This window comes from Nocardia sp. NBC_00403 (assembly GCF_036046055.1).
Lineage (GTDB): Bacteria > Actinomycetota > Actinomycetes > Mycobacteriales > Mycobacteriaceae > Nocardia.
On the sequence record NZ_CP107939.1, the window covers coordinates 1,807,159 to 1,832,379 of the forward strand.

Consider the following 25,221-nt stretch of genomic DNA (forward strand, 5'->3'; position numbering starts at 1 on the left):
CGTTCTATTTTTAGGTTTGTGAGCTACAACATAGCCGACCTGGTCGAACACGCCATCGATCTCATGCCCGACCGCGTAGCGCTGGCCGACGACCGCCGTGAGGTGACTTACGCGCAGCTCGAGGAGCGGGCCAACAAACTGGCCAACTACCTGCTGGAGCAGGGTGTCCAACCGGGTGACAAGGTGGGCATCTACTCGCGCAACACGATCGAGGCCGTCGAGGCCATGGTCGCGATCTTCAAGGCTCGCGCCGTGATGATCAACGTGAACTACCGATACGTCGAGAACGAGTTACAGCATATCTTCGACAACTCGGACATGGTCGCGCTGATCCACGAGCGCCGCTTCACCGACAGAGTGGCCGGTGTCCGCCCGAACACTCCGCTGCTGAAGACCGTCATCGTCGTCGACGACGATACGACCGGCACAATCCCCACCGCGGCGGATTCGGTGGAATACGAGACGGTGCTCGAGCAGTCCTCCGGAGAGCGCAATTTCGGCGATCGCTCCCCGGACGACCTCTACATGCTCTACACCGGCGGCACCACGGGCCTGCCCAAGGGCGTGATGTGGCGGCAGGAGGATGTCTGGCGGGTGCTCGGTGCGGGCATCAACTTCGTCACCGGCGAATACGTCGACGACGAATGGGAATTGGCCAAGGTCGGCGCGGCCAACCCGCAGATGGTGCGCTTCCCGATTCCGCCGATGATCCACGGCGGCTCGCAATGGGCCACCTTCCACAGCCTGTTCGGCGGCGGCAAGGCCGTGATGATCCCCGAGTTCAGCGGGCACGGCGTGTGGCAGCACATCGACCGCCACGCCATCAATCTCATCTTCATCACCGGTGACGCGATGGCACGGCCGATGCTGGATGCGTTGATCGAGGGCAACCCGGAAACCGGTAAGCCCTATGACCTTTCGACGCTCTACGTGATGGCGAGCAGTGCGGCGCTGTTCTCCCCGGCCCTCAAGGACCAGTTCCTGGAGCTGCTACCGAACCGGATGCTCTCGGACTCCATCGGCTCTTCGGAGACCGGTTTCGGTGGACTGTCCATCGTCACCAAGGGTGCGACGCACACCGGTGGGCCCCGCGTGAAGATCGATGCGTCCACCGTGGTGCTCGGCGAGGACGGCAACCCGGTGGAGCCCGGTTCGGGTGTAGTCGGCATTCTCGCCCGCAGCGGCCACATTCCGCTCGGCTACTACAAGGACGAGGCGAAGACGGCGGCAACCTTCAAGGAGATCAACGGCGTTCGCTACTCGATCCCGGGCGACTATGCGCGGGTCGAGGAGGACGGCACCGTGACGATGCTCGGTCGCGGTTCGGTGAGCATCAACAGCGGCGGCGAGAAGATCTACCCGGAAGAGGTCGAAGGTGCGCTCAAGTCGCACCCGGAGATCTTCGACGCGCTGGTGGTCGGCGTCGAAGACGAGCGCTGGGGTCAGCGGGTCGTCGCTGTTGTGCAGTGCCGCGGCGACAACCGCCCGTCACTGGAAGAGCTGCGCCCCATGCTGACCAATGAGATCGCGCCCTACAAGCAGCCGCGCAGCCTGTGGTTCGTCGACGAGATCAAGCGCTCGCCCGCAGGCAAGCCGGATTACCGCTGGGCCAAGGAGCAGACCGAGGTGCGCGCCGCCGATGATCACCTCGAGGCGAGCAGCAAGTAAGAAGTAGGGGCGAGGCGCTACCGGCGAGGGCTGCCGCGACATGCGGCGGCCTTTGCCGTTTCAGCAGTCGTCCGCGGTGTTGGTTCAAGCGATCTGCCAGCAGCCGCGAGCGGTAGACAGGAGATCGAATTGGCAACGCCCTATGCATTTTTCGCCGCGACCGGACACGGCTTCGAGCCCCTGCCGTTCGCTGTCAGCGCGTGGTCGTCGACGATGATCAATGGGCCTGCGATCTGTGGCCTCCTGGCGAGGGCGTTGGAACTGCAGCATTGTTCGGCCGAATTCACGCCCGCCCGGTTGACGGTCGACCTGTTCCGGCCGACGCTCAACAAGCCGGTCACTGTAGTGACCGAGTTGGTCAGGGAGGGGAAGCGGATCCGGGTCGCCGATGCCGCGCTGATGCAGGACGGCGCGGATGTGGCTCGCGCGACGGCGATCTTCTTGAAACGGTCGGTGCAGCCGCCGGGAGAGGTCTGGACCAGGGGCGACGGGCCGCGGCCGCCCGAGGTACCGATCGCCGACGGACCGACCCCGCCGCTGTGGAACAGCGACGGTCGACCCGATGGCTGGTCGTCGCGGATCGGCGAGCATCAGAACGGCGGGCGCAAGCGCACCTGGCAGGTGCCGATGTCGGTGATCGAGGGGGAGACGTCTTCGCCGTTCGCCGGCGCCGCGATGATCGGTGAGGCGACGAGCATGATGACCAACTGGGGCAGCGAGGGCATCGGGTTCATCAACACCGATCTGACGCTCGCGCTGGCGCGGCCCGCTATCGGGCCGGAGATCGGGTTGGAGGCCGACAGTCACATCAGTGCCGACGGGATCGCTGTCGGCAGTGCGACCCTGTTCGATCGCTCCGGGTCGTTCGGGACCTGCATGGTGACCGCACTGTCGAACGCCGATCGGCAGGTCGACTTCGCCGACGGCTCTGTATTCGTGGCGCGAGCGGGCATCCAGTAGGAATTCCAGCAGATCGGCCCGCCAGTTGACCTGGCGGGCCGATCTTTTCGGTCTCGGTGACTCAGCGGTTGGCGAGCTCGGCCAGTTGGAAGGCCAGCTTGTTGCGGACCGCGGGGATGCGGATCACGAGCGACATGACGGTATTGCGGAGCAGGCGGGCAGGCCGCGGGCGCAGGGTGGCCATCTTGGTCATCCGGTCGGTGAAGGCGACGACGCCGAGTGCCACTGGGCGCCGGGTGGCTTCGTAGGCGTCCAGGGTGGCCGCCGGCTCGCCTTGGATGACTCGAACGAGCAACGGGCCGAGGAAGGCCGCGTCCTGAATACCGGTGTTCATACCCTGTCCGCCCGCCGGGCTGTGCACGTGCGCGGCATCGCCTGCCAGCAGCACCCGGCCTGCGCGGTAGTGGTCGGCGACGCGGTGGTGCACCCGGAAGCGTGAGCTCCACAGCACCTCACGGACTTTCACCGCGCCACCGGGGCCGCGGGTATCGAGGATCGACTGGATATCGGCGGCGTCCGGGTGTTCGGGGGCTTCGTCGAGGGTGGCGACGACCCGGTAGCGGTTCGGTTCGGCGTCGTCGGGCAGTGGCGCGACGACGGTGACGCCCTCGGGTGAAAGGTGCAGCGCCACTTCGTTTCGTGCGATCGGCCAGTCCATCCTGACATCGGCGAGCACGAAGGAGGCCGGGTAGGTGTCGCCGGTGAACCCGATGCCCGCTTGCTCCCTGACGACGCTGTGCATACCGTCGGCGCCGATCACGTAGTCGGCCCTGATGGTCCCCGGTGCGCCCGCGCCGTCTTCGTAATCCACTGTGACGCCGTTGTTCTCGTCGGCGATCTTGGTCACCTGGTACGGTCGCCGCACCTCGCCGCCCGCCTTGCGCAGCCGGTCCAGCAGCACCGTCTCGGTGGTGTCCTGCGGAACCATGAGGGTGTAGGGGTACTCGGTAGGCAGTCCGTCGAAGCGCACGGTGGCCAGCGTCCGCCCGCCGTCGTGCACGGTGAAGGTGGGTACCACGATGCCGCGTGCGATGAGTTCATCGGCAATGCTGAGCTCGCGCAGTACCTCGAGGGTCCGTGCGTGCACCACGGCGGCGCGAGAGGTGTTGGCGCCCTCGGCGAGCCGGTCCAGCAGCACGAAGTCGATGCCGGCGTCGGCCAGCGTGACCGCGGCGGTCAGTCCGGCGGGCCCGGCGCCGACGATCACCACAGAGGTGGTGTCCGGCAGTTCGTTGCTCGGGGTGGTGCTCATCGGAACTCCTTGGTCAACATCTGTGGGCCAACGCTTGTTGGCTTAACGGTAGACCGGCCCGCTCTCGAAAGTCAACACTTGTTGGCATACACTTGTTGGCATGGCCGTCGTCCCAGATCAACAGCCTGCGCGCCGCTCCGATGCCACCCGGGCGGCGATCCTCGAAGCCGCCCGCGCCCGCTTCGCGGCGGAGGGCTTTCGCAAGGCGACTATTCGCGCCATCGCGGCAGACGCTGCGATCGATCCGTCCATGGTGATGCGCTACTTCGGCAGCAAGGACGGTCTGTTCGCCGCCGCGGTCGACGTTGAACTGAATCTGCCCGATCTGGCGTCCGCGGAGCCGGACGCTGTGGGCGAGTTGCTGGTCCGCCGCTTTCTGGCGATCTGGGAGGACCAGCCCGACAACAAGGTCCTGCTGATTTTGCTGCGATCCTCCATCGCCGACGAAGCAGTGAGCGAACGCTTCCGGCAGGTCTTCGCCGAGCAGGTGTTGCCTGCTGTGCTGCGCTTCGGCGACCCCGCCGATGCGCAGCGCCGCGGCGGATTGATCGTGACCCAGCTGCTCGGGCTTGCCCTGTGCCGCTACGTGCTGCGGCTGCCGCCGGTGGTGGGGCTTTCGCGAGAGCAAATCATCGTGGATATCGCACCGACGCTGCAGCGGTATCTGACCTCGAGCCCGATCGAAGCCAGTTCGGGGCGGCACTCGACGAAATTCACGGCGGCCGACCATGCACTGGAGGTCAGTGTCGAAGTCGATCAGCGACCCATCTGATGTTGCGGCGTGTTCAGGGGTCGGGCGTGATCAGCTCTACGGTCGGGAAGTAGCCCCGATACCGGGCAGTATCGCGTGTCAGCAGTCGATAACCGGCGACAGCGGCGTGCGCGCCTATGTAGAAGTCGGGCATTGGGGACCGCTTCTCGCCACCATTGCGGCGGTAGCGCTGAAATGCCTTTCCTGCCAGAAAGCCGGCACGGAACGGCAGTGCTTCATGCTCGAACTCATCGGCAGGCAGCAAATCGTCCAGATCTTCGACGGTGTCGTATCCGACGGAACTTCGGTGTAGATGATCGGGTTGATGACAACCCGCCCGGAATCGAGGGTCTCGGTGATTCGATTCGCTGACCACGCACCCCATTTCTCGTCGTTGGTCATGACATCGAGCAGGACGCACGAGTCGATCAGGGTGGCCGGTCCGGCGATGGGTGTCGGACTACTCGCCACGGAGCAGGTCCATGATCTCGTCGGTGCTCATGCCTTCGATATCTCGGCTCGCTGCGGTGCCGCGCAGCCGACGGACAAGGCGTTGGCCTCGGGTGGGGGCACCTTCGGTACGCACGATCCGGAGCGTGCCATCGACTTCGACGATCTCGACGTCATCGCCCTCGCGCAGATTGTGCTTGGCGCGAAGCTGGGCGGGGATCGTTACCTGGCCTTTGCTGTTGAGCAGCACAGTAGCCTCCTCGGGCAGCATCTGTAATACGCCTATTACGTAATACTAGTGAGAACAGGGTGGTCAGCGCCGTGGTATCGACGGTCGGGTCGGCGCTGGCGCTGGCGGTTGATGCGGTGGGCACCCGCGGATATGGATGCTCGGCCGAACGTCAGCATTCGAATCCTGCCCTTCAGCGCGGGCCTTCCGTTGGGGGTGGCGGTTGGCCCGTTCGTCAATCTCGAGTTCGGTGTCGACAGCGAAGGGGAGCCGATCGAGCCTCCTGGTGTCTATGTCGAGAACTTCGCCGGCGATCTATATCTGACGAAGCCAGATACCGTACGGCGCTACCATCAGGCGTACGAGAGCATTCGCCACCAGGCTCTGGATGAGGTGGCCGGCCGGAGCCTGCTTCGGCAGCGAAGGAGTGCACGTTAACATCGATCTGGCCGATGCCGAATGGTTCAAGAGCAGTCGTAGCGGCGTTGTAGGGAACTGTGTCGAGGTCGCATTCCTCTCGAATAACCTTGTCGGCGTTCGTGATTCGAAGAACCCCTCCGGCCCGGCGTTGCTGTTCACTTCGGCCGAGTGGTCGGCCTTCACAGTCGCGGCGGCGCACGGCGAGTTCGACCGCTGACTGCTCACACCGCACGCCATCGCAACCGGCAGTCCAACGAATAAGGCCGAAATGATCGCGACAGGGCCGCGGTCATCAGTGAGTTACCACAGCAATCGGCCCGCCGGGGCAGGACCGGCGGGCCGATTCGGGTGCGGAGTTCCTGGGTCAGGCAGGAGTTTCCGCGAGGAGAGAGCCGATGGCCCGGAGGTGGTCGGTGGCCGCGCCCAGTGCGAATTCGTTGTGCTTGGCGGCGGTGAAGTAGTTGTGCACGATGTGGTCGCGGTCGATGCCGACGCCGCCGTGCACGTGCACGACGGTGTGCGCGACGCGGTGGCCCGCATCGGCCGCCCAGAACTTCGCGGTGTGCACCGCCGCGGCGCTCGGCAGGTTCTCCGACAGCTGCCAGGTGGCCTGGGTGACGGCCAGGCGCAGGCCCTGTACGTCGATATAGCCGTCGGCCAGGCGCTGCGCAACGGCCTGGAAGCTGCCGACCGCCTTGCCGAATTGCTCACGCTCGCGGGCGTAGTCGGCGACGAGTTCCAGTGCGCGTTCGACGGTGCCGAGTTGCTGGGAGCTCAGTCCGAGCCAGGCCCTGGTCAGCAGCCAGTCCAGGATCTCGGCGCCGTTGTCGACGGTGCCGACCAATTCGGCAGGGGTGTCGGTGAATTCGAGCGAGTACTCGGCGCTCAGGTCGGTCACCTGCTGGGCGGTAAGCTGGACCGAGGCGTCGGACGGATCGACGAGGAACACCGCGGCACGGCCGGAAACCGTTGCCGGGACCAGGACCCTGGCGGCCTGCGCGGCGACCGGCACCGCGAGCTTGGCGCCGGTCACCCGCCAGCCGCCACCCCCCTCGACCGCCGTGGTTGTCGGCTTGGTCGGCTCCCAGTTCTGCTCTTCGGCCAGTGCCGCCGTGAGGATCGCGCTGCCCGCACCGGCCTGGGTGGCCCAATCGCGTTGCGCGTCATTGCCGAACGCGGCCAGCGCGCCGGCACCGAGCACAACCGACCACAGGTACGGCACCGCGGCGACATACTTTCCGAGCTCACGCAGGATGGCGCTCTGCTCCAGCGGCCCGAAGTCGTTGCCGCCAACCGTCTCCGGCAGCGCCGCTGCCAGCACGCCGGTTTCGGCAAGAGAGGCCCACAGCGGTTCGTCGAAACGCACGGCTGTCTTGTCGAGTTCGCGCAGCCGGTCGGCGGTGACCAGCTTGCCGCACACCTCGCCGGTCAATCGAGCGAGATCGAGCTGGGCCTCGGTGGGGGTGAAATCCATGGCGATCTACCTACTTTCGAAAGTCTCGCTCAGCGCGCCGAGGCCGGCTGCTTGAGGGCGGTCATGGCGATGATGTCGCGCTGGACCTCGTTGGTGCCGCCACCGAAGGTGAGGATCAGCGCGGCCCTGTGCATCCGCTCGAGTCGCCCGCGCAGCACCGAGCCGGGGGAGTCCTGCCGCAGGTAGGCCTGCGGGCCGAGGATCTCCATCAGCAGCCGGTAGGCCTCGGTGGCCAGTTCGGTGCCGTACACCTTGCAGGTGGAGGCATCCCACGGACGTGGCGCGGCGTCGCCGCCCGCATCGGCGCGGCTGGCGATCTCCCAGTTCATCAGCTTCAGGTACTCGACTTTGGCGTGCACTCTGGCGAGGTTGAGCTGCACCCACTCCTTGTCGATCACCCGCTGGCCGTCGGCCGATTTGGTGTTGCGTGCCCACTCCACGGTCTGGCTCAGCGCGAGGCCGAGCGGTCCTGCCGAGGTGAGTGCCACCCGCTCGTGGTTGAGCTGGTTGGTGATCAGCGCCCAGCCGCCGTTCTCCTGGCCGACCAGCGAGCTGGCGGGGACGCGGACGTCCTGGTAATACGTGGCGCTGGTATCCGGGCCCGCCATGGTGTGCACCGGTGTCCAGGAGAAGCCCTCGGCCGTGGTCGGCACGATGAGCATGCTGATGCCCTTGTGCTTCTTGGCGGTCGGGTCGGTGCGCACAGCGAGCCAGATGTAATCGGCATAGGCGATCAGGCTGGTCCACATCTTCTGGCCGTTGATCACATAGTCGTCGCCGTCGCGCACCGCGGAGGTGCGCAGGCTGGCCAGGTCGGTGCCCGCGCCCGGCTCGGAGTAGCCGATAGCGAAGTGCAGTTCGCCCGCCGCGATCTTGGGCAGGAAGAACTTCTTCTGCTCCTCGCTGCCGTAGTGCATGATCGTCGGCGCGACCGAGTTGATGGTCAGGAACGGCACCGGCGCGCCCGCGATGGCCGCCTCGTCGGTGAAGATCAGCTGGTCCATCGTCGGCCGGTCCTGGCCGCCGAACTCCTTCGGCCAAGCCAGGGTCAGCCAGCCGTCGCGGCCCATTTCCTGCACGACCTCGCGGTACACGTTGCCCTGCCCGTACTCGCCGGTCTGCGAGCTCAGCGCCGCACGGCGCTCCGGGGTGATCAGCCGCGCGAAGTAGTCGCGCAGTTCCTCGCGGAGCTGTTCCTGCTGCGGCGTGTACGCAATGCGCATGGCAAATACCTCATGCCTTCGTTCGATTGGGTTCAACCGATCATTGCATATGAACTGAAACATGTTCCAGTATTGAGGGTGAATCCGGTTGATGACGGCACACGCCGTCACCTCGGGTTGTTAGGCTTCGATCACAGTCTTGTCAAAGGAGTTGCCATGAAGGTCAGTGTCGATCTGGACCAGTGCGAGGCGAACGGAATCTGTGTCGGAATCGCCCCCGACGTCTTTGAACTCGACGACGAGGACGTGCTGCACATCGTGGCGGCGGAGGTACCCGCCGACCGGCTCGCCGATGTGGAGGATGCGGTGGCGCAGTGTCCGAAGGCTGCGCTGCGGTTGGAGTAACCCGGTCCTTGCTCTAGATAGGAACACGTTCTAGAGTCGGCCCGTGAGTGAGCGCAGCGAGCGAACCAAGAACACAGGGTGCGCGTCGCGCACGGCGGAGCCGAGCGCTAGCGAGGTGCAGCCGTGAGCGATGAAGAAGTGATGGGCAACACAGACCTCGCCGGGCGGGTGGCGATCGTGACCGGGTCCGGCGCGGGGCTGGGTCGGGCCGAGGCGCTCGCCCTGGCTGCCGCGGGCGCGTCGGTGGTGGTCAACGACCTGTCGGAGTCGGACGCGGTCGCCGACACCCTCGCCGAGATCAGGGCGCTCGGCGCCAAGGCGGAGTTCGTCGCGGGCAGCATTGCCGAGCGTTCGACGGCCGATGCGCTCATCCGTACCGCGGACGAGGCGTTCGGCGGTGTCGACATCGTGGTCAACAATGCGGGCATCACCCGCGACCGGATGCTGTTCAACATGTCCGACGAGGACTTCGACGCGGTGATCGCGGTGCATCTGCGCGGCCATTTCCTGTTGTCCCGCAATGCGGGAGCCTATTGGCGCGCCAAATCCAAGGAAGCGGGCGCGCCGATCTACGGCAGGCTCGTCAATACCTCGTCGGAGGCGGGACTGCTCGGGCCCGAGGGGCAGGCCAACTACGGGGCCGCGAAGGCGGGCATCACTGCGCTGACGTTGTCCGCCGCACGCGGCCTCTCCCGCTTCGGCGTGCGCGCCAACGCCATCTGCCCACGGGCGCGGACCGCGATGACCGAGGCCGTGTTCAGTGCGGCGCCCGAGGGTGGCGTCGATCCGCTCGCGCCGGAGCATGTGGCCAGACTGGTCACCTACCTCGCCTCGCCCGCCGCCGACGCGGTCAATGGCCAGGTCTTCGTGGTGTACGGGCCGATGGTCGCGCTGATGGCGGCGCCGACGGTCGAGCGGCGGTTCGACGCGGCAGGTGACCAATGGTCAGCGAACGATTTGGCCGCCACGCTCGGCGGGTACTTCGCCGATCGGGCGGAAGGTCGTACATTTTCCGCATCCTCATTACTCGATCTCGGCTGATTCGCTCGCTGATGGCGGGTGCCATCGGTCGACATGCTGATCATGTGACCAACTGTTGATCGCCGGCCTGGCGCTTGGTAGACATGGGAGTCAAGGGTGTGCCACGGCTCACAAGGCTCAGGTCATGCATTTCTGACACACGTTTCAAATTGAGATCCTCGCGTCTAAGAGAAGTGCAGTTCAAAGTTGGCGAAAAGCTTCCTACGACAAAATGAACATGTTCTAATCGTTGAGGCAACGACGCCTCGAGGGGGCATCACGCTGTGAGCTGTGCAAGCAGGATGATCAAGGAGGATCGCGAATGAACGAGGTCCTCGCTGTGCCGTTGCGTGCGGTGGGCGGTTTTTTCGAACTGGTCGCCGACGTCGCCCGCGCAAGCATTCGACGCCCTTTCCAAGGGCGCGAATTCATTGATCAAGCCTGGTTCATTGCCCGCGTCTCCATCGTTCCGACGCTGCTCGTCGCGATTCCGTTCACGGTGCTGGTCAGCTTTACGCTGAACATCCTGCTTCGCGAAATCGGCGCCGCCGACCTCAGCGGCGCCGGTGCGGCATTCGGTGCGGTCACCCAGGTGGGACCGATCGTCACCGTGCTCATCGTGGCAGGCGCAGGTGCCACCGCGATCTGCGCCGACCTCGGCGCCCGAACGATCCGCGAAGAGATCGACGCGATGCGCGTGCTCGGCATCGACCCGGTCCAACGACTGGTGGTGCCGCGCGTGCTGGCCTCGACCTTCGTCGCACTGATGCTCAACGGCCTGGTCTGCACCATCGGCATCGTCGGCGGCTTTCTGTTCTCGGTGTTGCTGCAGGATGTGAACCCCGGCGCTTTCGTCAACGGCATCACGCTGCTCACCCATCTGCCCGAACTGATCATCTCCGAGGTGAAGGCCGGCTTGTTCGGACTGATCGCCGGGCTGGTGGCGTGTTATCTGGGCCTGAATGTCAAAGGTGGTCCCAAGAGTGTCGGTGATGCGGTGAATCAGACCGTCGTCTTCGCCTTTATGGCCCTGTTCGTGGTGAATGTCGTGGTCACCGCCGTCGGTATCAAGTTCTCGGCGCGGTGATCACATGGCATTCGTGATCGAATCCCGGTTCCCGCGTACGGTGCGGCGAGTGCGTCGAGTTTCCGGCTCACTCGATTCGATGGGCAAGCATGCGGTGTTCTATGCGCAGACGCTGGGATCCATCCCGCGTGCGCTGGTGCATTATCGGACCGAAACGATCCGATTGATCGCCGAGATCAGCATGGGCACAGGTGCTTTGGCTGTTATCGGCGGCACCGTTGTCATCGTCGGATTTCTCACCCTGTTCACCGGCGGCACCATTGCCGTTCAGGGTTACAGCTCGCTGGGCAATATCGGTGTCGAAGCACTGACCGGATTCTTCGCGGCGTTCATCAACGTACGCATTGCGGCGCCGGTGATTTCGGGCATCGGCCTCGCCGCAACCATCGGTGCGGGCTCGACCGCGCAGTTGGGTGCGATGCGGGTGGCCGAGGAGATCGACGCGCTGGAATCGATGGCGATCCGGCCGGTGCCCTACCTGGTCGGCACCAGAGTGCTGGCCGGGATGATCGCGATCGTGCCGCTGTACGCGCTGGCGGTCATCTGTTCGTTCATCGCGAGCCGGTTCGCGACGGTGGTCATCTACGGGCAATCCGCGGGCGTGTACGACCACTACTTCTCGACGTTCCTGATTCCCAGCGACATCCTCTGGTCGTTCGCGCAGGCGATCTTCATGGCCTTGGCGGTCATGATGATTCACACCTACTACGGCTATCACGCCGCGGGCGGGCCGGTTGGTGTGGGAATCGCGGTAGGTAATGCGGTGCGGGCCTCGTTGGTCGCGGTGGTCACGGTGACACTGCTGATCTCGCTGGCCATCTATGGCACCTCCGGCAACTTCCATCTCTCCGGGTAAAGCGGTATGGCGCAATCGAAGCAAGCAGAACGCGGCCTGGCAGCAGCCATGCGCGGTGGGCTCGGACTGAAACTGGCGGGCGCCGCGATGGTGCTCACCCTGGTCGCCATCGCCGCCGTCGCAATGATCATGTTCGTCGGCGGCTTCACCAAGACGGTCACCGTCACGGTCGACGCACCGCGCAGCGGCCTGGTCCTGGACCCCGACGCCAAGGTGAAGGTGCGTGGGGTGGAGATCGGCCGTGTTTCGGCGATCAACCAGACCGGCGACGGTGCGAAGCTGAAGCTCGCGCTGGATCCAGAACTGCTGAAACTGGTTCCGTCGAATGCGGGCGTCGACATCCGTTCCACCACCGTATTCGGCGCGAAGTACATCAACTTCACCGTGCCGCAGCAGCCCTCGTCGACGTCACTGCAGCCCGGCGCGACCGTGACCGCCGCGGCGGTGACCGTCGAATTCAACACCTTGTTCCAGCATCTGTCGGACCTGCTCGGCAAGATCGAGCCGGAGAAACTGAACGCGACGATGACCGCGCTCGGCACCGCGCTGCAGGGGCGGGGTCAGAAGCTGGGTGAGCTACTTGCACGCAGCGACGCGTACCTGAAGGACATCAACCCGTATCTGCCCACCCTGCAACAGGATCTGATCAAGACGGCCGATGTCACCGAGCTCTACGCCGACACCGTTCCCGACCTCCTGCGCACCGTGAACAATCTCATCACGACGAGCAACACCTTCGTCGACGAGCAGAGCGGCCTGGACAACGTGCTGGTGAACCTCATCGGCCTGGCCGACACCACCGGCTCGGTGTTGCGGGAGAACGAGAATCAGCTCGTCACCGCGCTGGATCTGCTGCAGCCCACGACCAGTCTGCTGAGGGAGTACGCGCCCGCGCTCGGCTGCGTCATCAATGGCATCGGTCCGCTGATGCCGACGGCCGAGGCCATGTTCGGCGGCATAAAGCCAGGCATCGGGATGAACACCAACTTCATGTTCGGCGCCAAGCCCTATACCTATCCGGATGATCTGCCGAAGGTGAACGCCACCGGCGGTCCGCACTGCGAAGGCGTCGTGAACCGAGTGCCCGGCAGCCACGCCGACTATGTCGTGACCGATACCAGCCAGGGCACGGTGTACCAGCCGAACACGGGATCGCCGCGATTGAACGAGGCGCCCAGGGTGTTCCAGCTGTTGTTCGCCGGGCTGCCGGGGGTGCCCACGCCGTGAAAAATACTGGAACAGCAATCAAGTTGGCCATCTTCACCCTGGTGATGACGCTGGTCTTCGCCGGGCTCGCGATCGTGTTCAGCCAGGTGCGTTTCGCGAGGGAGTACGGATACCACGCGGTGTTCACCAGCTCGTCGGGGATGCTGCCCGGCTCGAAGGTGCGCATCGCCGGCGTGCCGGTCGGCACGGTCACCTCGATCAAGGTGGGCAAGGACCATCTGGCGCACGTCGAGTTCGATGTCGACCGCAACTACCGGTTGCTCGCGAGCACACGCGCGACGATCAAGTACGAAAACCTGGTCGGCGACCGGTATATGGAACTGCTCGAAGGACCCGGCTCGACGCATGTGCTCGCCGACGGCGGCACCATCGGCAAGGAGCAGACCGCGCCCGCGCTCGACTTGGACATGCTGCTCGGTGGCTTCAAGCCGCTCATCCGTGGCCTCGATCCCGGGCAGGTCAACGATCTGACCAACGCACTGCTGCAGATCTTCCAGGGCCAGGGTGGCACGCTGGTGCAGCTGTTGAACAGCGGCGGCTCGTTCGCCAAGACCCTCGCCGACCGCGATGCGTTGATCGGCAGTGTGATCAACAATCTGAACACGGTGTTGGAGACCATCGACCAGCGCGGCGACCAGTTCGCCACCACACTCGACGAATTGCAGCGCCTGGTCAGCGGTTTGGCCGCCCAACGGGATCCGATCGGTGACGCACTGCCCCGAATCGCCGGAGCCACACGCGATCTCACCGATCTGCTCGGTCAGGCGCGTCCTGATCTGCGCGCGACCATCGAGCAGACCGGGCGCCTGGCCACCAATCTCGACGGTGGTTCCGACACCGTGCAGTGGGTGCTCGAACGCCTGCCCGCCACCTATAAGCAGCTGATCCGCATCGGCGCCTACGGCTCGTTCCTGCAGCTCTACATCTGCGGCACGAACATGCTCGTGGATGGCCCCGACGGCAAGGTGTTACAGGTCAACCTGCCCGGGGAGCAGACGACCGGAAGGTGTGCGCCGAACAAATGAACGAGAAGCGATCACCAGTCATCACCATCGGCGTCGTCGGCATTGTCGTCGCGATCGCGGTGGCACTGTCGGCACTGCAATTCGACCGGCTGCCGTTCATCCGCGGTGGCGCCACCTTCACGGCGTACTTCGCCGACGCGGGTGGTTTGGTGCCCGGCGACCCGGTGCAGGTCGCCGGGGTGCGCTCGGGCCGGGTGGAGGATGTCCATCTGGACGGGGCCAAGGTGCTGGTCCGGTTCACCCTCGACGAGTCGATCGTGTTGGGACAGAAGACCTCTGCCGCGGTCAAGACGAACACCGTGCTCGGCCGCAAGTCGCTGGAGGTGACACCGGAGGGTTCGGGCGCATTGCGTGCCGACGACACGATTCCGCTGGAGCGCACCACCTCTCCGTATTCGCTCAACGACGCGCTCGGCGACCTCGGCCGCACGGTGCAGGGGCTGGATATGGATCAGGTCGACAAGACCCTCGACGCACTGTCGGCGACTTTCGCCGACACCCCCGCGCCGCTGCGTTCCGCGCTGGACGGGGTGACCGCGTTGTCGCGCAGCATCAATGCCCGCGATCAGGCGCTCTCGGAGCTGCTGACCCGTGCGCAGAGCGTCACGAAGATCCTCGCCGACCGGAGCAACCAGATCAACGCACTGCTGTTGGACGGCAACGACCTGCTCGGCGAGCTGGATCGACGCCGCGGCGCGATCGCGCAGTTGATCGTGTACGTCAACGGTGTGTCCCAGCAGCTGTCCGGACTTGTCGCCGATAACGAGGCGCAGCTGAAACCGGCACTGGACAAGTTGAATTCGGTGCTCGCGCTGCTGCAGCGCAATAAGCAGAACCTCAGCGAAGCGCTCGATGGACTCGGACCATATTCGGCGGCGCTCGGTGAACAGGTCGGCAACGGACCCTGGTTCAACGCCTACGTGGTGAACGCGTCGAGCACCGAACTGCAGCCGCTCGTCGATGCCCTGGTATGGCCGCAGCATCTCCCGGAGGACCTGCGCAATATCTTCACGAACCCGGGACCCTCGATCGGGCCCGCAGTCCAGGAGCCGCCGCGATGAGCATGCTGACCACTGTTCGGAAGCTGCCGCGCTGGATGCTGGTCATCGCGGGAGTGCTGGTCGCCGCCCTGGTGCTGACCGGCGCGTACAGCGGCATCCTCCGGATCGGGAAGACCACGATCACCGCGTACTTCCCGTCCACGACGGGTTTGTACGCGGGTGACGATGTGCGGGTGCTCGGCGTCAAGGTCGGCAGCATCGATGCGATCGACCCCGGCCGCGACCGGGTGAAGGTGCGGATGACCATCGATCGCGGGGTCGACATTCCCGCCGACGCCCGCGCGGTGATCATTTCGCCGTCGTTGGTTTCGGCCAGGTTCATTCAGCTCGCACCCGCCTACACCGGTGGCCCGAAGCTGGGCGACGGCGCGGAGATCGGGCTCGATCGCACCGCGGTGCCCGTCGAGTGGGACGACATCAAGGCCGAGCTGTCCAAGCTGGCAACGACTCTCGGCCCGGTGGGCGACGACACGCAGGGTTCGTTCGGGCGCTTCATCAACACTGCGGCCGATAATTTGGACGGCAACGGTCAGAAGCTGCGCGACACGTTGCGGGAGCTGTCGGCGACCTTGAGCACGCTGTCCGACGGCCGCACCGACCTTTTCGGCACTATCCGGAATCTGCAGAAGTTCGTCGAGGTGCTGTCGTCGAGCAACGAACAGATCGTGCAATTCGGCGGCAGGCTCGCCTCGGTGTCCTCGGTGCTGGCCGGTGTCTCCACGGATCTCGGTGCCGGACTGGACAATCTGGATGTGGCCCTGGCCGATGTGAAGCGATTCCTGGAGGGCAGCGGCGCCGAACTCACCGAGGGCGTGCAGCGGCTGGCCGACGTCACGCAGATACTGGTGGACAAGCAGCCGGAACTGGAGCGGGTGTTGCATGCGGGACCGACGGCACTGGTGAACTTCTATCAGATCTACAAGCCGGCGACCGGTACGGTCAGCGGTGCGGTCGCACTGAACAACACCGCGGATCCGCTCAGCTTCCTGTGCGGATCGATCCGGGCGCTGGAGGCCAATGATTCCAACCGCTCCGCCGATCTGTGTGCCCAGTACCTTGCACCCGTGATCAGCTCGCTGGCCATGAATTACGCGCCGATACTGCTGAATCCGGCCTCCAGCGTGACCGCGTTCCCCAACCAGTTGGTGTACAGCCCGCCGAGCCTGGCGGCGCGGGCACCATCGACGGCACCGCAGCAGGCGCCGGTAACCGTGCCGAGTGGGCTAGAAGGACTGGCCATTCCGGGAGGAGGGCGATGATGCGACCGCGTTCGATGCGCAGGATAGGTGCCCTCGCCATTGGCATCGCGGTGACGCTCGGCGTCTCCGGCTGCCAGTGGGACGGTCTGAATTCGCTGCCGATGCCCGGCACCCAGGGGACCGAGAAGGGCTCCTACGCGGTGCGCATCCAGATGCCGAATGTGACAACGCTGACCAGGAATTCACCGGTGCGCGTCGACGACGTGACGGTCGGGACGGTGACCAAGATCGAGGTGGAGGGCTGGCATGCGCTGGTCACCGTTTCGATCAATCCCGATGTGAAGCTTCCGGCCAACGCGGTCGCGAAGATCGGTCAGACCAGCCTGCTCGGCAGCAACCATCTCGAGCTGGCCCCGCCGACCGATGTCGCACCGCAGGGGCAACTGCGCGCCGGTGACCTCATTCCGCTGGACCGCGCCGGCATTTACCCGACCACCGAACAGGTGCTTTCGTCGCTGTCGGTGGTGCTCAACGGCGGTGGCATTTCGCAGCTGGAGACGATCACCCGCGAGCTCAACGCCGCGTTGCACGGTCGCGAGAACGACATCCGTGATCTGCTGCCGCAGCTGGCCGAACTCACTACCAATCTCGACGCGCAGCGCAACGACATCATCAGGGCCATGAGCGGATTGGATCGCCTCGGCGGCCAACTCGTCCAGCAGCGTGATGTGCTGGCCGCCGGCATCGAGCAGATCCACCCCGCGCTCACCGTGCTCGCCGATCGCACCGCGAATATCACCGCCGCGATCACCGCGCTCGGTGAGCTGAGCGATGTCACGCAGCGGATCGTCGCGGCGGGCGGTGAGAACCTGAAGTCGAATCTGCGCAGCCTCGCGCCGCTGCTGCAGACACTCGCCGACACCGGCGACAATCTCATCGAGTCGCTCAAGATCCTGCTCACGTTCCCGTTCCCGATGAAGAACCTCGACAACGCGATCAAGGGTGACTACCTCAACCTGTACATCACCATAGATATGACCGCGAAACGGCTGGATACCAACTGGCTCACCGGAACACCGCTCGGCGGCCGGTTCGGCGGCGTCGAAGGTGTCCTCGGCGGCTTCGCGCCCGATACGGCCACTCAGAACGGGAACCCGGCGACCGGGCCACTGCAACCGCCGCCCACCCAAGGCCGGCCGACGCCGACCATCCCTGGTCTGCCGCCGATACCGGGGCTGCCCGCCATTCCAGGACTGACCGTGCCGTTGCCGGGAGCCACTGCGCCACAAGGGGGTCCGGGGCGATGACGCTCACCCGATTCGTTCGCATCCAGCTGTCGATCTTCGCCGTGCTCACGGTGATCGGCCTGGTGGTGATGGGCGGTATGTACGTCCAGCTGCCCGCGATGTTCGGCATCGGACGCTACGACGTGATCGTCCGCCTCGATGCGACCGGCGGCCTCTACCAAACGGCGAACGTCGCGTATCGCGGCACGAATGTCGGTGTGGTCAAGGAAGTTCGGCTCACCGAGGACGGTGTCGAGGCCGAACTGTCCATCGACAGCGATTACAAGATCCCGTCCGATGTGGACGCCTGGATCCGCAGCGTTTCCGCGATCGGTGAGCAGTACGTCGATCTGGTGCCCGTCGAGCAGCCCAAGGGCGGCAACCTGGCCGCCGGCTCGGTGATTCCGGTGGATCGCACCAAGCTGCCACAGGATGTGGGATCGCTGCTGGACCAGACCGACCGGCTGCTGTCCAGCGTCGCCGACACCAGGCTGCGTCAGGTGATCGACGAGGCATTCCAAGCTTTCAACGGTGCGGGCCCCGATCTGCAGCGGTTCATCGATTCGGCGGCCCTGCTGGTGCAGGAGGCGCAGAACAGTGCGGATCCGACCAAGAAGCTGCTTGATCAGATCGGGCCGCTGCTGGACACCCAAATTCAATCGGATGCGGCCATCCGTTCATGGACACGCGATCTGGCCACGGTGACCGACCAACTGCGCGCCCACGATCCCGCGCTGCGCAATCTGCTGCGCGACGGTCCCGCCGCGATGCAACGGGTCAGCGCACAGTTCAACGACCTGCGACCGACGCTGCCGTTGTTGTTGCGGAATCTGGTCAGTGTCGGGCAGGTCGCAGTCACGTATCACGCTGGGCTGGAACAACTTCTGGTGGTTTTCCCGCCGTTGATCGCGGCACTGGAGACGATCATCCGTGGACCGATGGAATACGGCGTGATGGTCGACTTCATGGCTGTTGTCAACGATCCGCCCGCGTGCACCACCGGGTTCCTGCCCGCGGATCAGCGCCGCTCGCCGAGTGAGCTGGACTCGATCGGCACCCCGCCCGGCCTGTACTGCAAGGTGCCGCAGGATTCGCCCATCGAGGTGCGCGGCATCCGCAATACACCCTGCATGGAGGTGCCGGGTGTGCGCGCTCCGACTCCGGAGCTGTGCCGCACCGGGTATGTGCCGGAGGGGAACAACCCGCCGTTCGGTCCGGTGCAGCCGGTGGCTCCCGCGAGCGCGCCCATCGCGCCTGCCGCAGTGCCCGTCGCCCCCGCGAGCTACGGTGGCGGCACGCCGGCGGCCGCTAAGCCCTACGACCCCGGCACCGGCGTATACATCGGTACGGACGGACGCACCTACCGACAAGGCGACGTCGGGCGGGGCGGATCGGGCACGGTACCGTCGAGCTGGCAGGCAATGCTTGAGGAGCAGCAACGATGAGTGAGATCAACGAAGATGCTCACCGCGCGCGGCGACGCGCGGTGCGTTCGGCGGGGCCTCCGGTCGAGGAGGCCGGGACGGGCGAGTCCGCGGCTGCCGCGGACTCGATGTCCGGGGTCGCGAAGGGCTTCTCGGCTCGCGCAGTGGCGCTCGGCGCCGCGGCCGGACCCGAGGACACCGTGACTGCTGGTGCCGCCGCGACGTCGGCCGCCTCGAGTGTGCCGGACGCCGAGCCGACGCCTGTCGATGGCAGCCGGGTCGACCTCGGCAAATCACGGGCGGAAACCGCGAAGGACGCCGACGAGCCCGGCGACTCCGGGCAGGCCGAGGAAACGAAGGAAGGCGGGGGACGCACCCGCATCCTGGCCGCGGCCGCGTGCGCACTGCTGGCCGTCGCCGCGGTGATCGGCGCGGGCTGGTCGGTCATGGCGATGAAGTCGGTCGACGACCGCGATGCCCGCCGCACCGAGTACACCCAGACCGCCAGGCAGGCGATCCTCAACCTCACCACCATCAGGGCCGATTCCGCCAAGGAGGACATCGACCGGATCCTTTCGGTCGCCTCCGGCCAGTTCAAGACCGAATTCGACGGTCGGGTCGACCCGTTCCTCAACATCGTCAAGGAGGCCAAGGTCGTCTCCAACGGCGAGATCGTGGAGGCCGCGGTCGAGAGCGACGACGAGGGCTCGGCAAAGATCCTCGTCGCCGCAAAACAGACACTGACCAACGCGGGTCAGGCCGAGCCGCAGACGCGGTTCTACCGGTTCCGGGTCACCGTGACCCGCAACGATTCCGGGCTGTCCGCGTCCAACGTGGAGTTCGTGGGATGAGTGGACTACGAGGCAAGATCCTGCTGCTCGTCACGGCCGTGATCGTGGTCGTGGCGGGAATCGTGGCCGGTATCAACGGGTATCGGTACTGGGATGATCGGCGATCGGAGCAGTCACGCACCGAAGCGGTCGACGCGGCCGACCGCACGGTGTCGGCGATGTTCACCTACGACTACAAGACCGTGGACACCGAGCTGCCGAAGGCGGCCGATCAGCTCTCGGCGAGCTTCCGCGACGACTACCTGAAATTGATCAAGCAGGCCATCGCGCCGGGTGCCAAGGAGAAACAGCTCAGCGTCAAGGCGACCACCGAGGCGCGCGGCGTGGTTTCGGCCGATCGCTCGCGTGCGGTTGTCCTGATCTTCCTCAACCAGGTCACCACCAGTCAGGAATCCCCGCAGGGCACTTCCACCGGCAGCCGGGTCCGGGTCACCCTGGACAAGAGCGACGACCACTGGCTGGTTTCGCAGGTCACGCCGATCTGAGCCGGTGCACCACCCTGTTGTCGGTGCACCGGCAGCAGTTCACGATGCCATGAGCAGGGCGCGGTCGGCTGCGGTCGGAAACAGCGCGCTATAGGCCCGCATCAGTGCGGCGAAGCGTGGATACAGCGCGATCGGTCTGGTGCGGATTGCCCGCACCAGCCATTCCGCCGCAGCCTCCGGGGCGAGAGTCGGAACACCACGGTAATCCTCGGTTCCATCGATCATGGGCGTCTGCACCAGCGGAAACTGAACCGTTGTCGCGGCGATGCCCCGGCTGCTCAGCTCCGCACCGAGGCTGCGGCCGAAGGCGGTCAGCGCCGTTTTGGAACCACCATAGGCGGAGTACCTCGGCATGCTGCCCATGTGCGCGCCCGCGGTACCGACATTGATGATGTGGCCGGTGCCGCGCTCGAGCATGGCGGGCAGCAGTTGCATGGTCAGCGCGACAGCGCCGAAGTAGTTGATTGCCATGGTGCGCTCGAAGTCGTGCAGGATCCGCCGGTCGCCCGGCTCGCCCTGCTCGTAGCGCTGTAAGGAGTCGGTGATGCTGCGCCGGATCGATCGGCCGGCATTGTTGACCAGGACGTCCATGCCGCTCCACCGGGTACGTACCTCCGCGGCGAGCGCGGTGACCGACTCGGGGTCGGTGAGATCGCAGGCGATCGCGTGCGCCATGCCGCCCGACTCGGTGATCTCGGCGCAGAACCGGTCCAATTCCGCGATCCGGCGCGCCACGACGACGACCTCCGCGCCGAGTCCGGCGAACCGGTGCGCCGCGGCCCTGCCGATTCCGGACGAGCCGCCGGTCACCAGGATTCGCAGTCCGGTGAAGTTCGCGCCGGATGGTCTCGCGCCACCGGGTGATCGACCGCCCTTGGCCATCGGTTGCAGCAACCATCGGATGGTTCCGGCCTGGATGGCCTTGCCGACCTTGCCGTTCTTACCCGCTTCGACATCGGCCATCAAGGTGCGGTATCTGTCGAGGTTCAATGCGTTGTCCTCAGCTCTCGATTTTCCGGATCACGGGATGGGTCAGCGCTCGGCGGTGGCCAGGTAGCGCTGGTGCATGACGCGGTCCTTGTGCCGTGGCGCGATCAATCCCCAGGCTTCCCACAGCGCGGCCTTGGTCATCACTATTCGCTTGGGGCGCTTGACAAGTGCCTTCACAATGAGACCCGCCGCCCATTCGGGTGTGCGGACCTTGAAGGCCCGGTAGTCGCCGGGCGCGATCATCGGTGTGCGTACCAGCGGCAAGTGGATCGTGGTGAAAGTGACGCAGTCACTGGAGGTTTCGGCGGCGGCGACATCGGTAAATTTGTTCAGCGCCGCCTTGCTGGCCAGATAGGCCGCGAATCGTGGTGCGCTCACTTGGACGGCTCCGGTACTGATGTTCACGATATGGCCGAACTTGCGTTCCCGCATCTGTGGCAGCAAGGCCAGCGTCAGCCGCAGTGCGCCGAAGTAGTTGACCGCCATGGTGCGTTCGAAGTCGTGCAAGCGGTCGGTGGACTGCCCGAGTGAGCGCCGGATGGAGCGCCCCGCATTGTTCACCAGCATGTCCACGTGGCCGTGGTTTCCGAGGATCTGCTCGACGATCTGCCCGGTGGCCTCGGCATCGGTGATGTCGCACTGGTATCCGTACGCGCTGCCGCCGCCGGTTCGGATGTCCTCGACCACCTGCGTGAGTTCGGGGCCGCGCCTGCCGATCAGCAGCACGGTGCCGCCCTCCGCGGCGACCGCGAGGGCGGCGGCCCGTCCGATTCCGGAGGTGGCCCCGGTGATCAAGACTTGACGGTCCGCCAACGCCCCGGCCGGTGCTTGCGGCCGACCTTCGGCATCGGATGCTGGTTGCGCCCCCTCGATTTCCTGGACCAGCTCCGGGCGTGGTCCGCCGTTCTCCAGCCAGGTGATCCACCGCGCCGTGGTCGGCCAAGTCACTCCGGTTGCTCCGCTACCCGCGACCAGACCGAAGTGGCTCGCCACGGCGCAGACCTCGTATGCGGCGGCTTTCGGCGCGGCGCGGCCTACCGCGCGCACCGCCGCCGGTGTTGCGATGGTGTCGTACTTGCCGGCGAAAGCGAGTATGGGGCACGTGATTTCGGCCAGTGTCGCCAGCCGGTCGCCGATAACGATGCTGCCGGAAAGCAGTCTGTTCCTGCCGATGAACTCGCGCACCAGATCCGCGGCCGCCGGGCCCGGATAACCGACCCACCCGTCCTTGGCGAGGAAGCGCCGCCTGCGCTCGTCGGGCAGCAGCGCCTCGCGGTCGTGGAGTTGCCGCAGGAACGCCCGGCGACGGCGCACGGTGTTCATCGGATCGAGCATCTTGAACCAGGTGCGCAGCATGCCCTCGGTGATGCGCATCCTGCCGATCACATTGTCGGCCAAGAAGTCTGCCGCATTCGCCATGATCTCCGGTGGCAGGCCGAAGGGCAGCGCGGAGGTTTCGGTGTCCACCGGGCTGCCACAGGTGATGATGCTCGCTACGTGGGTACCGCGTCGGTACGCGGCGGCCTGGTAGGCGAACATACCGCCCTGGGAGAAACCGAGCAGGTGGACGTCACGGCCGGTGTCGCGGTGCACGGTGGCGATCGCATCGCTCACTGCGATCACGTGATCGGCGATCGTGCGCTGCCAGCCGTGTTCTTCCTCGGCGGGCGAACCGAAGTCGATGACCCATGGATGTACGCCCGCCTGCCGCAGCGTGGCCACCGCGCCGTGGTGTGCATCGAGGTCGTAGAGATCGGCCGACAGCATGAGCGTCGGAATCATGAGGACCACCGGGGGATTGCTGCCCGCAGCCGATTCCGGCGGTTGGTAGCGGCGCAGTCGGTACATCGCCCGCTGCTCGGCAATGTCGAACGGCAACGGCTCGTTCCCACCCCGGAGGCGGCCGTGCCTGAGCACCTCGAATCCGTTCTCCAGTCCGGCCCGCAGTTTGGCCCGCCGGCCGGGTCGCGCAGTGTCGATCGTCGAGTGCATTGATTCCCCTACCCTTCTGAAAACGAAAATCGGTCAACCCCTGACCAGTTGGTCGCGCAGCAGACTTTTGAGCACCTTCCCCGCGGCCGAGAGCGGCATCGCGGCGACGAAGTCGATGGCGCGCGGCACCTTGTATCGGGCAATCGAAGCGGCTGCGTGCGTGCGTAATTCGGCCTCGGTGGCCCGCGCGCCGGGTGCCAGCACCACCACCGCGTGCACCCGCTCGCCCCACCGCTGGTCGGGCAGGCCGATCACCGCGCACGCCGCCACCGCCGGATGTGTGGCCAGGGCGTTCTCCACCTCGCTGGAGTAGACGTTCTCGCCGCCGGTGATGATCATGTCCGTGAGCCGGTCCACGATGTAGACGAAGCCGTCGTCGTCCATGTATGCGGCGTCGCCGGTGTGCAACCAGCCATCGCGCAGCACCGCGGCGGTCTGTTCCGGCTGTCGCCAATATTCGCGCATACAGCCGTCGCCGCGTACCAGCAGTTCGCCGACCTCGCCGCGGGGTGCTTCGCTCCCGTCTCCGGTCGCTATCCGCACTTCACAGTGCGCTGCCACCCGGCCCGCCGAGCGCAGCCTTGTTCCGCCTACTTCGTGATCCTTGCGGGTCAGCGCGGTGACGATAGCGGTCTCCGTGGTGCCGTATCCCTGCACGAAGCCCGCGCCGGGCAGGGCACGGCGGGCCCTCTCCAGGAGTGTCGCGGGCATGGGCGCCGCGCCGTAGCCGAGCGCCCACAGGCTGCTGGTGTCGAAGCTTCCCAGGTCCGGGTGGTCGAGCAGCATGCCGAGCATGGTCGGCACCAGCGTCACGCTGGTCACCCGGTATTTCTCGATGGCAGCCAGCACCGATCCCGGCTCGAAGGAGGGGAGGAAGACAACGGTGCCGCCGTGGTAATTCTGGGTGAGCCAGCACGATAGGGCCGCGATGTGGAACATCGGCGCCGTCAGCAGCGAAACGCCCCCCGCCTGCGCGGTTTCGTGGCTCACCGCGGAGGTCATCAGGTTGCGGTGTGTCATGAGAACGCCTTTGGCCGACCCGGTGGTGCCGCCGGTGTACAACAGTGACGCGGGCGCGTCCTCACCCGTACGCAGATCCGGCACCGGTTTCGTGTTCGCCACCAGGTCCTCATAGCCGAGCATGTCGTGAGCGGGCGATCCGTCACCGCAGTAGACACCGGTGAGTGCGCCTGCGGTCAGCTCGGTGACGAGCGACAACCGGCTGTCGTCGGCCAGCAGCAGGCTGGGTTGCGCATCCCGCAGTGCGCCGGTGATTTCGGCCGGGCTCCATCGAATATTGATCGGATTCACCACAGCGCCGCACCACCATGTCGCGAAAAAGATCTCGTGGTACCGGTCGGAGTTGAGCGCGAGAATCGCCACCCGATCTCCCGGCCGGACGCCGATCTCCCGGAAGGCGCCTGCTAGACGGGAGATCCGCTCGAACGACTCCCGGACGGTGCGTGTGCGGCTCCCGGAAACGGTCATCGGGAGGTCCGGCGTCTGCTGGAGTGCACGGTGCAGTGCGTGCGTCGAGTACATGCGATAACCCCCTGTGGTCAGCGATCAGGCATCGTTGATCCGTTGGTGCGCAGTGCCTTTCGTGCGGCCGAGCGGACCGATCACGGCGTGCATCGATAGTGCTGCGACGGTGCGGCAAATCCCCTTCGTTCGGCGCCGTCGCTGTATCAGCGGAGGGCGCCGGTCCCGTGGTCCATATTTACCTAGAACATGTTCTACCGTCAACACTTTAGGGAGTATCGGCGTGGATGCGGGCTTTACCAGTGGGTATGTGGAGGCTGGTGATGTGAGGTGAGAGTTTGTGAACTAGAACTAGTACAGGTTTCATTCACTTGCCTGCGGCCTGTGTCATCTGCTCGTGGGGTGGTTCTGTGGCGGGCCGCGAAATGATCGTGAAAGTGCTTGTCGTGCACACGGTTCCGGCG

General features: G+C 65.6%; 25 protein-coding genes. 17 read left to right on the plus strand and 8 right to left on the minus strand.

All coding sequences use genetic code 11. The features are described from left to right. Window positions 1-18: 18 nt before the first annotated feature. Both OHQ90_RS07915 and OHQ90_RS07920 read left to right on the plus strand, forming a co-directional pair. Window positions 19-1,668 (plus strand): acyl-CoA synthetase, encoded by a 1,650-nt coding sequence (locus tag OHQ90_RS07915; protein WP_328412685.1) that lies wholly within the window; start codon window positions 19-21, stop codon window positions 1,666-1,668. Between the two features lie 129 nt (window positions 1,669-1,797). Next, window positions 1,798-2,628, plus strand: coding sequence for a thioesterase family protein (locus tag OHQ90_RS07920; protein ID WP_328408697.1), 831 nt, complete (start codon window positions 1,798-1,800; stop codon window positions 2,626-2,628). Between the two features lie 61 nt (window positions 2,629-2,689). Here OHQ90_RS07920 and OHQ90_RS07925 read toward each other — a convergent pair whose 3' ends face one another. Beyond that, complete coding sequence (locus OHQ90_RS07925; RefSeq protein ID WP_328408699.1) at window positions 2,690-3,880, minus strand: FAD-dependent oxidoreductase; 1,191 nt, start codon at window positions 3,878-3,880, stop codon at window positions 2,690-2,692. Between the two features lie 100 nt (window positions 3,881-3,980). On the opposite strand from OHQ90_RS07925, the gene OHQ90_RS07930 reads away from it, so the two are divergent. Next, window positions 3,981-4,652: a TetR/AcrR family transcriptional regulator gene (locus OHQ90_RS07930; RefSeq protein ID WP_328408700.1), complete on the plus strand. Its 672-nt coding sequence runs from the start codon at window positions 3,981-3,983 to the stop codon at window positions 4,650-4,652. 114 nt (window positions 4,653-4,766) lie between these two features. On the opposite strand, the gene OHQ90_RS07935 is transcribed toward OHQ90_RS07930, so the two are convergent. Then, complete coding sequence (locus OHQ90_RS07935; RefSeq protein ID WP_328408701.1) at window positions 4,767-5,033, minus strand: hypothetical protein; 267 nt, start codon at window positions 5,031-5,033, stop codon at window positions 4,767-4,769. Window positions 5,034-5,091: 58 nt separating this feature from the next. Then, complete coding sequence (locus OHQ90_RS07940) at window positions 5,092-5,352, minus strand: AbrB/MazE/SpoVT family DNA-binding domain-containing protein (protein ID WP_328408702.1); 261 nt, start codon at window positions 5,350-5,352, stop codon at window positions 5,092-5,094. 111 nt (window positions 5,353-5,463) lie between these two features. Here OHQ90_RS07940 and OHQ90_RS39345 point away from each other — a divergent pair, with 111 nt between their 5' ends. Together OHQ90_RS39345 and OHQ90_RS07945 are read left to right on the plus strand one after the other, a co-directional pair. Next, window positions 5,464-5,748 (plus strand): Scr1 family TA system antitoxin-like transcriptional regulator, encoded by a 285-nt coding sequence (locus tag OHQ90_RS39345; protein ID WP_442941346.1) that lies wholly within the window; start codon window positions 5,464-5,466, stop codon window positions 5,746-5,748. Further along, window positions 5,738-5,947, plus strand: a complete 210-nt coding sequence (locus tag OHQ90_RS07945; RefSeq protein ID WP_328408703.1) for a DUF397 domain-containing protein — start codon at window positions 5,738-5,740, stop codon at window positions 5,945-5,947. The genes OHQ90_RS39345 and OHQ90_RS07945 overlap by 11 nt, the downstream gene beginning before the upstream one ends. 147 nt (window positions 5,948-6,094) lie before the next feature. On the opposite strand, the gene OHQ90_RS07950 is transcribed toward OHQ90_RS07945, so the two are convergent. After that, the gene (locus tag OHQ90_RS07950) at window positions 6,095-7,204 is read right to left on the minus strand and encodes an acyl-CoA dehydrogenase family protein (protein ID WP_328408704.1); all 1,110 of its coding nucleotides are present in this window, start codon (window positions 7,202-7,204) and stop codon (window positions 6,095-6,097) included. 29 nt (window positions 7,205-7,233) lie between these two features. After that, window positions 7,234-8,427, minus strand: coding sequence for an acyl-CoA dehydrogenase family protein (locus tag OHQ90_RS07955; RefSeq protein WP_328408706.1), 1,194 nt, complete (start codon window positions 8,425-8,427; stop codon window positions 7,234-7,236). A 156-nt stretch (window positions 8,428-8,583) separates the two neighbouring features. On the opposite strand from OHQ90_RS07955, the gene OHQ90_RS07960 reads away from it, so the two are divergent. From OHQ90_RS07960 to OHQ90_RS08015, 12 genes are all read left to right on the plus strand, one after another. Further along, a complete protein-coding gene (locus OHQ90_RS07960; RefSeq protein WP_328408708.1) occupies window positions 8,584-8,772 on the plus strand; it encodes a ferredoxin in 189 nt (62 codons plus the stop codon). Between the two features lie 141 nt (window positions 8,773-8,913). After that, the gene (locus tag OHQ90_RS07965) at window positions 8,914-9,813 is read left to right on the plus strand and encodes a 3-oxoacyl-ACP reductase (RefSeq protein WP_328412687.1); all 900 of its coding nucleotides are present in this window, start codon (window positions 8,914-8,916) and stop codon (window positions 9,811-9,813) included. Window positions 9,814-10,114: 301 nt separating this feature from the next. Then, a complete protein-coding gene (locus OHQ90_RS07970; protein WP_328408710.1) occupies window positions 10,115-10,879 on the plus strand; it encodes an MlaE family ABC transporter permease in 765 nt (254 codons plus the stop codon). Window positions 10,880-10,883: 4 nt separating this feature from the next. After that, the gene (locus OHQ90_RS07975) at window positions 10,884-11,735 is read left to right on the plus strand and encodes an MlaE family ABC transporter permease (protein WP_328408712.1); all 852 of its coding nucleotides are present in this window, start codon (window positions 10,884-10,886) and stop codon (window positions 11,733-11,735) included. Window positions 11,736-11,741: 6 nt separating this feature from the next. Then, window positions 11,742-12,962: an MCE family protein gene (locus OHQ90_RS07980; protein ID WP_411997502.1), complete on the plus strand. Its 1,221-nt coding sequence runs from the start codon at window positions 11,742-11,744 to the stop codon at window positions 12,960-12,962. Further along, a complete protein-coding gene (locus OHQ90_RS07985) occupies window positions 12,959-13,987 on the plus strand; it encodes an MCE family protein (protein WP_328408714.1) in 1,029 nt (342 codons plus the stop codon). Before OHQ90_RS07980 ends, OHQ90_RS07985 begins: the two co-directional genes overlap by 4 nt. Further along, on the plus strand, window positions 13,984-15,048 hold the full coding sequence (locus OHQ90_RS07990) for an MCE family protein (protein WP_328408716.1): 1,065 nt from the start codon (window positions 13,984-13,986) through the stop codon (window positions 15,046-15,048). Before OHQ90_RS07985 ends, OHQ90_RS07990 begins: the two co-directional genes overlap by 4 nt. Further along, on the plus strand, window positions 15,045-16,307 hold the full coding sequence (locus tag OHQ90_RS07995; RefSeq protein ID WP_442941347.1) for an MCE family protein: 1,263 nt from the start codon (window positions 15,045-15,047) through the stop codon (window positions 16,305-16,307). The genes OHQ90_RS07990 and OHQ90_RS07995 overlap by 4 nt, the downstream gene beginning before the upstream one ends. Further along, window positions 16,304-17,554 carry an MCE family protein gene (locus tag OHQ90_RS08000; RefSeq protein WP_442941348.1) on the plus strand — a complete coding sequence of 417 codons (1,251 nt, stop codon included), beginning with the start codon at window positions 16,304-16,306 and terminating at the stop codon, window positions 17,552-17,554. The genes OHQ90_RS07995 and OHQ90_RS08000 overlap by 4 nt, the downstream gene beginning before the upstream one ends. Further along, window positions 17,551-18,978, plus strand: coding sequence for an MlaD family protein (locus OHQ90_RS08005; protein ID WP_328408718.1), 1,428 nt, complete (start codon window positions 17,551-17,553; stop codon window positions 18,976-18,978). The genes OHQ90_RS08000 and OHQ90_RS08005 overlap by 4 nt, the downstream gene beginning before the upstream one ends. After that, window positions 18,975-19,808: a hypothetical protein gene (locus tag OHQ90_RS08010; RefSeq protein ID WP_328408719.1), complete on the plus strand. Its 834-nt coding sequence runs from the start codon at window positions 18,975-18,977 to the stop codon at window positions 19,806-19,808. The genes OHQ90_RS08005 and OHQ90_RS08010 overlap by 4 nt, the downstream gene beginning before the upstream one ends. Next, complete coding sequence (locus OHQ90_RS08015; protein WP_328408720.1) at window positions 19,805-20,293, plus strand: h domain protein; 489 nt, start codon at window positions 19,805-19,807, stop codon at window positions 20,291-20,293. Before OHQ90_RS08010 ends, OHQ90_RS08015 begins: the two co-directional genes overlap by 4 nt. Window positions 20,294-20,332: 39 nt before the next feature. Here the strand turns inward: OHQ90_RS08015 and OHQ90_RS08020 are convergent, their stop codons facing one another. From OHQ90_RS08020 to OHQ90_RS08030, 3 genes are read right to left on the minus strand one after another with little or no spacing between them, the layout of a single operon-like run. Continuing rightward, a complete protein-coding gene (locus OHQ90_RS08020; protein WP_328408722.1) occupies window positions 20,333-21,283 on the minus strand; it encodes an SDR family NAD(P)-dependent oxidoreductase in 951 nt (316 codons plus the stop codon). A 42-nt stretch (window positions 21,284-21,325) separates the two neighbouring features. Further along, on the minus strand, window positions 21,326-23,275 hold the full coding sequence (locus OHQ90_RS08025; RefSeq protein WP_328408723.1) for an SDR family NAD(P)-dependent oxidoreductase: 1,950 nt from the start codon (window positions 23,273-23,275) through the stop codon (window positions 21,326-21,328). A gap of 33 nt (window positions 23,276-23,308) precedes the next feature. After that, window positions 23,309-24,817, minus strand: coding sequence for an acyl-CoA synthetase (locus OHQ90_RS08030; RefSeq protein WP_328408725.1), 1,509 nt, complete (start codon window positions 24,815-24,817; stop codon window positions 23,309-23,311). Between the last annotated feature and the right edge of the window lie 404 nt (window positions 24,818-25,221).